Raw genomic sequence first — 5,711 nt, forward strand, 5'->3', positions numbered from 1 at the left:
TCTGATGCGCTTTTGAAAGGTGCTGTGAGTGCTTTGCAAAAAGCTGAAGTCAGTTATGATATTATAACAGTTCCAGGAGCCTTAGAAATACCAGCTGCAATAGCTTTTGCTGAACAAAATAAGATATCTTATGATGGTTATGTGGCACTGGGTTGTGTTATTCGGGGTGAAACATATCATTTTGAAATTGTTGCCAATGATTCTTGTCGTGCATTAATGGATTTAACTGTTCATAAACACTTAGCTATTGGAAATGGTATTTTAACTGTTGAAAATGAAGAGCAAGCGTGGGTGCGTGCAAAACAAGATGACAAAAATAAAGGTGTTTTTGCGGCTGAAGCTGCTCTATGTATGATCGCTCTAAAAAAGAGATTTGGAGATAATCGTTAAATATGGCTGATATAAAAGGCAGACATTTTCCGCGTTCAGCCAATAAACGTGGAGCAGCAAGACTCGCTGCAGTTCAGGCTCTTTATCAAATGGATATTGTGGGTTCGGGAGTGATGGAAACAGCTGCTGAGTATGAGGCTTATCGTTTGGGAAAAGATATTGATGGAGATCAGTATCTTGAAGCTGATTTTCAATGGTTTTTGGCGATTATAACAGGTGATTGTAAAAGATCAAAAGCAGCTTGATCCTCTGCTTCATCAACAGCTTTCTGCAGAATGGTCTCTTTCACGTCTTGATTCTATATTGCGAGCAATTTTACGAGCAGCTTCATGGGAGCTGATCAACCGTAAAGATGTTCCCGTTGCGGTTGTCGTGAATGAATATGTTGATATAGCCAAGGCGTTTTTTGAAGGTGATGAGCCAAAACTTGTTAATGCCGTTCTCGACAGTATGGCAAAAAAAAACCGCCTCTAATCGTTATACTTTTTATTAGGTCTGATAACATCAGACCTAATAATGTTAAAACAGTAAGTAGATAATATACTTTAGTTAGGGGTTGGTAAATTCGCAGGACCTTTTATAATTTGAATTAAGAAAGGGTGTTCTTTTGTTGCAGTCGGTGTTGTTCGCGTAATGAAATCAAATACTTGACCGTCTTTTAGACCATAGTTAGCAACTTTTGAAACTTGATTGTTCCCATTGAAGTAAATAGCTAAAACTTTGCGATCAATAATCTTTGTTTTCATAAATTGCATCCCACGATAGCGCGTTTGTGAGATGTAATAAAAAACTTCATTATCATATTTTGTTTTTAATGAAGGGGTTCCTAGAGTTAAAAGAACTTGCTCTTGACTTGAGCCAATAGAAATAGAACTCAGAGCATTTTTATCAAGAATATAGCCCTCTCTATAAATTTGGCTTGTCCCTGAAGAGTCAAGAAGACTACACCCCGTAAGTGTTACGATGCCCGCTATTGATAGACCGGCCAACAATTTACGTTTGATTAAGGCCATTATGTGAGGTATTTGAAACAATGATATCTCCTTTTTATACTGAGATGTACGATAAGAAGGCAATCTCAAGCTTTTTCTAAACTTTAGTTTAATCTACCATAGCTTACACTGAGTTTCCCTGTTATAAGGCAAATTATGCCATATAGGAATTCTTTAGAAAAGAAAAAAATGAATAAAATGTACTTGAGCTAAATAAAAGCACAGTATTTCATAGGTTTTCATGTTTGGGAGTTGTCAATGAATATTCAAAATATTTCTCAAATGGCATTCGCTTTGGTTTATCCGATATCCGTACGTTCTCTCCCTGCTAAAGGTATAAGAGTTCATCTTTGTGCAAACAAAAAAGAATGTACACATTTAGCTCAGAACCATGATTTAGTTGAAGTAAAATCTTGTAAGGGAAAATTCCATATTCTTCCGTGGAAAAAACGCGGCGTGCGTATAAAAGGTTTTTTGCAAGCACGTATAGTACAGTTATGTGTTGTTACATTAGAACGATTAGAAAATATTCTCCGTGAAAATATTGAAGTTGTTTTTGTTCCAGAAGATTCAATTTTGATGAAGCCGAAAATATCAGAAGATACACGAGAATTATTTTTGGATGTGGAGGGACTTGATACGCCAGAAGTATTTTATGATGATAAAATTGATATTGGTGCAATCATGGAAGAATTTTTTGAGTTGTCTATTAATCGTTATCCACGTAAAGAGGGGATAGGGATGCATGTGGTTAAAAATTTAGAAGGAGCAGAGCAAAAATTCTCGCCATTTTCTGTTTTGAAAAATTGGAAGTGATTGTAAAAAAATAAAAAAATTATCTATTGTATACTATGATAAAAACGGTATTTTCTGCGGTGCTATTTTCGCAAGATATATTTTATATAAGTGTTTAGTCACCAAAAATCATAATGTGCTGTTAAAAATGTAAATGAAAAGATGTGGGATATGCAAGCGTGATTAGAATTTCTGTGGATGTCATGGGCGGTGATTACGGTCCAGAAGCAGCTATTGCAGGAGCAGCAATTGTCCAAAAATATTTATCAAATATTTATTTTCTGTTTTATGGAATAGAAGAGGTCGTTAAGCCGGTTTTGAAAAAATATCCCTGTTTGGATTCTGTGTCGCGCTTTTGTCCTACAGAAAGCTATACACGCATGGATGAAAAGCCAAGCCAAGCACTTCGCAATGGTCGTGGTAAATCATCAATGTGGTATGCCATTGAAGCGGTAAAAAATGGTGAAGCTGATGCTTGTATTTCTGCTGGTAACACGGGGGCACTTATGGCCATGTCTTATTTTTGTTTAAAAATGTTGGCAGAGGCTGAACGTCCTGGTATTGCGGGTGTCTGGCCAACACTTCGTAGCGAGAGTATCGTTTTAGATATTGGAGCAACGATTGGTGCATCTGCTAGTCAGTTGGTTGATTTGGCGGTTATGGGAGCGGGTATGTTTCGCGCTTTATATCACACTGAAAAACCAAGTGTTGGGCTTTTAAATGTGGGGGTGGAAGAGGCTAAAGGACTTTATGAAATAAAAAAAGCAGGAATGATATTGCGTGAAGTGCAATTAGAAGGATTGGAATATAAAGGATTTGTGGAGGGCAATGACATTGGAAAAGGAACGGTCGATGTTGTTGTAACAGAAGGCTTTTCTGGTAATATTGCTTTAAAAACCGCAGAAGGGACCGCGCGGCAGATAGCGGAGATTTTAAATTCCGCAATGCGCAGTTCTTTTTTAACATCTCTTGGTTATTTTTTATCGCGGCGTGCTTTTCGTACACTGAAAAATAAAATGGATCCCGATAGGGTGAATGGAGGAGTGCTTTTAGGTTTGAATGGTGTTGTCATAAAAAGTCATGGCAGTGCTAATGCTAACGGTTTTGCTTCTGCTATCCGTGTTGGTTATGAAATGGTTAATAATAGACTCTTACAAAAAATAACGGCTGACTTACGGCGATTTCATGAAAATAAAGAAACTCTTTTTGATCAGGAAGATGAAACAGCGATGAGTGGAGAATCCTTATGATGGGCTCTTATAATGGAAGTGAAAAATCTGAAGAATCTGAAGAAAAGGTGAGAGCTGAATGATTCGATCAATTATACGTGGTGTAGGAAGTGCTTTGCCGAAAAAAAGTTTATCAAATGATGAGATTGCGAAGTTTGTTGAAACGTCAGATTCATGGATTGTTCAACGTACAGGAATACATCAACGTTATATTGCCAATGAAAATGAAACAACGGTTTCTTTAGGTGTTGAAGCTGCGCAAGCCGCCCTTATAAATGCCGATCTTACAATAAAGGATATTGATTGTATTATTTTAGCAACCTCAACACCAAATCGTACTTTTCCTGCTTCTGCTGTTGAAATTCAGTATGCTTTGGGAATGAGCCATGGATTTGCTTTTGATATTCAAGCTGTTTGCTCTGGTTTTATTTTTGCTTTAACAACAGGAGATTCTTATTTACGCTGTGGAGCAGCTAAAAGAATTTTAGTTATTGGATCCGATACATTTTCTCGAATTTTAGATTGGGAAGATCGTACGACATGTGTTTTGTTTGGTGATGGTGCGGGGGCGGCTGTTTTGGAAGCACAAGAAATTGAGGGGGGGATTGCTTTTGAGCGTGGTATATTGTCTGCAAAACTGCGTTCTGATGGTGCTTATATCGATAAGTTGTATGTTGATGGTGGACCTTCAACAACACAAACGACAGGCTATTTGCGTATGGAAGGACGAGAAGTTTTTAAATATGCTGTGGGTATGATAACGGACGTGGTTGATGATTGTTTTGCAGCTGCAGGTATGGATTCTTCACAATTAGATTGGTTTGTACCTCATCAGGCTAATAAGCGCATTATTGAAGCATCTGCTAAAAAACTGAAAATTTCATCAGATAAAGTTGTGATTACTGTTGATAAACATGGTAATACATCTGCAGCATCAGTTCCATTGGCCTTAACAACAGCTCTTTGCGATGGAAGAATAAAAAGAGGAGATCTTATCATGTTAGAAGCTATGGGAGGTGGGTTTACATGGGGAGCAATTCTTATTCGTTGGTAAATTATGGTTACTTGACCATATTTGAATAAAACATATAAGTCATTTTGTAATTTTTAATATTTGAATAGGTGGTTATAATGACAAGTAAGACAGTAACGCGTGCAGATTTAGCCAGCGTAGTTTGTAAAAAAGTGGGCTTGTCACATACTGAATCAGCCGCTTTGGTCGAATTGGTTTTGGATGAGATTTGCAACTCACTTGTAAGAGGTGAAGCAGTTAAATTATCTTCTTTTGCAACTTTTCAGGTTCGCAGTAAGAATGAACGTATTGGGCGCAACCCCAAAACAGGTGTTGAAGCACCTATTCCACCGCGACGTGTTGTGACGTTTAAGGCTGCGAATATCCTTAAACAGAGAATTTTAGATTCGCATCGTGCAAGACAGCAAAAAGATCTCTCATAGAATAAATGCTATGCTAATGTTGGGTATTTATTAATAAATATATAAAATAAAGATCTGTGTTTTTTAAAGAAAAGACTGTTTAGTAAGTAGTCAAAGTCCTATTTTTGACTAATCTTGTTGAGAAATTGAGACGTAATGAATCATTATTAAATCATTCGTCGTATTTTAGGTAAGGTGTTGCAAAATGGATAAAAGCTCTGATGCTTTTCGCACAATTAGCGAAGTAGCCGAATTATTGGAGCTTCCACAGCATGTCTTAAGATTTTGGGAAACACGTTTTAGGCAGATTAAGCCAATGAAACGTGGGGGGGGAAGGCGTTACTATCGTCCAGTTGATGTTGATTTGCTCAATGGTATTAAGCAGTTGTTGTACGATCAGGGTTATACAATAAAAGGTGTGCAGCGCCTTTTGAAAGAAAATGGTGTTGCTTTTGTGACGGCATTTGGGAATGGTGATCTTGATGCCATGAATGTTGTTATAGAGAAAAAACATGCAGGACAAACTTTTGAAAATACGAGCAATAAACCTAAGAAGTCTTCTTTTGGACTTTTGAGTTTTATGAGGAATGAGGGAGAAACCTCTGTTGGTTCTGTGAATCTTTACAAAGATAAGACCGATAAAGCATTGTTGCAAGAAATCCTATTTGAACTCATTGAATGTAAGCGTGTTCTTGATAGAGCACGATAACAATAATATTTTATGTTACTTCTTTATTAATAAAACATGTGTTTTAACAGTTTTCTATAAATCAATATTTAGGTTTAGCGCAGCAATGTATTTTATAGATATTTAGATGTTTTAAGTGTGGTCCGAGCTTTATATGTTAAACGAGCAGCAAACCTAACGTGT

General features: G+C 37.0%; 7 protein-coding genes and 1 pseudogene. 7 read left to right on the forward strand and 1 reads right to left on the reverse strand.

Annotated elements, in window-relative coordinates:
* Positions 1–390, forward strand: a 390-nt coding sequence (ribH, locus tag BN338_RS03780) for a 6,7-dimethyl-8-ribityllumazine synthase (protein ID WP_039759183.1), incomplete at its 5' end; no start/stop codon positions are given.
* Between the two features lie 2 nt (positions 391–392).
* Positions 393–864 (forward strand): annotated as a pseudogene (gene nusB / locus BN338_RS03785) (transcription antitermination factor NusB).
* 71 nt (positions 865–935) lie between these two features.
* On the opposite strand, the gene BN338_RS03790 reads toward nusB, so the two are convergent.
* A complete protein-coding gene (locus BN338_RS03790) occupies positions 936–1,415 on the reverse strand; it encodes an outer membrane protein assembly factor BamE (RefSeq protein WP_039759225.1) in 480 nt (159 codons plus the stop codon).
* 225 nt (positions 1,416–1,640) lie between these two features.
* On the opposite strand from BN338_RS03790, the gene BN338_RS03795 reads away from it, so the two are divergent.
* From BN338_RS03795 to BN338_RS03815, 5 genes are all read left to right on the forward strand, one after another.
* A complete protein-coding gene (locus tag BN338_RS03795; RefSeq protein WP_039759185.1) occupies positions 1,641–2,198 on the forward strand; it encodes a DUF177 domain-containing protein in 558 nt (185 codons plus the stop codon).
* Between the two features lie 158 nt (positions 2,199–2,356).
* Positions 2,357–3,427 (forward strand): phosphate acyltransferase PlsX, encoded by a 1,071-nt coding sequence (gene plsX, locus BN338_RS03800; protein ID WP_039759187.1) that lies wholly within the window; start codon positions 2,357–2,359, stop codon positions 3,425–3,427.
* A 58-nt stretch (positions 3,428–3,485) separates the two neighbouring features.
* Complete coding sequence (locus BN338_RS03805; RefSeq protein ID WP_039759189.1) at positions 3,486–4,460, forward strand: beta-ketoacyl-ACP synthase III; 975 nt, start codon at positions 3,486–3,488, stop codon at positions 4,458–4,460.
* Between the two features lie 77 nt (positions 4,461–4,537).
* Entirely contained in the window at positions 4,538–4,861 is a 324-nt protein-coding gene (locus tag BN338_RS03810; protein ID WP_039759191.1) for an integration host factor subunit alpha, read from the forward strand.
* Positions 4,862–5,045: 184 nt separating this feature from the next.
* Positions 5,046–5,549 carry a MerR family transcriptional regulator gene (locus BN338_RS03815; RefSeq protein ID WP_005773478.1) on the forward strand — a complete coding sequence of 168 codons (504 nt, stop codon included), beginning with the start codon at positions 5,046–5,048 and terminating at the stop codon, positions 5,547–5,549.
* Positions 5,550–5,711 lie beyond the last annotated feature (162 nt).

The organism is Bartonella queenslandensis AUST/NH15 (genome assembly GCF_000312585.1).
Lineage (GTDB): Bacteria > Pseudomonadota > Alphaproteobacteria > Rhizobiales > Rhizobiaceae > Bartonella > Bartonella queenslandensis_A.

Excerpts from the sequence above, each read along its gene's own strand:
- BN338_RS03795 (WP_039759185.1), top strand. The coding sequence starts at position 1,641 with ATGAATATTCAAAATATTTCTCAAATGGCATTCGCTTTGGTTTATCCG.
- BN338_RS03805 (WP_039759189.1), top strand. The coding sequence starts at position 3,486 with ATGATTCGATCAATTATACGTGGTGTAGGAAGTGCTTTGCCGAAAAAA.
- BN338_RS03810 (WP_039759191.1), top strand. The coding sequence starts at position 4,538 with ATGACAAGTAAGACAGTAACGCGTGCAGATTTAGCCAGCGTAGTTTGT.
- BN338_RS03815 (WP_005773478.1), top strand. The coding sequence starts at position 5,046 with ATGGATAAAAGCTCTGATGCTTTTCGCACAATTAGCGAAGTAGCCGAA.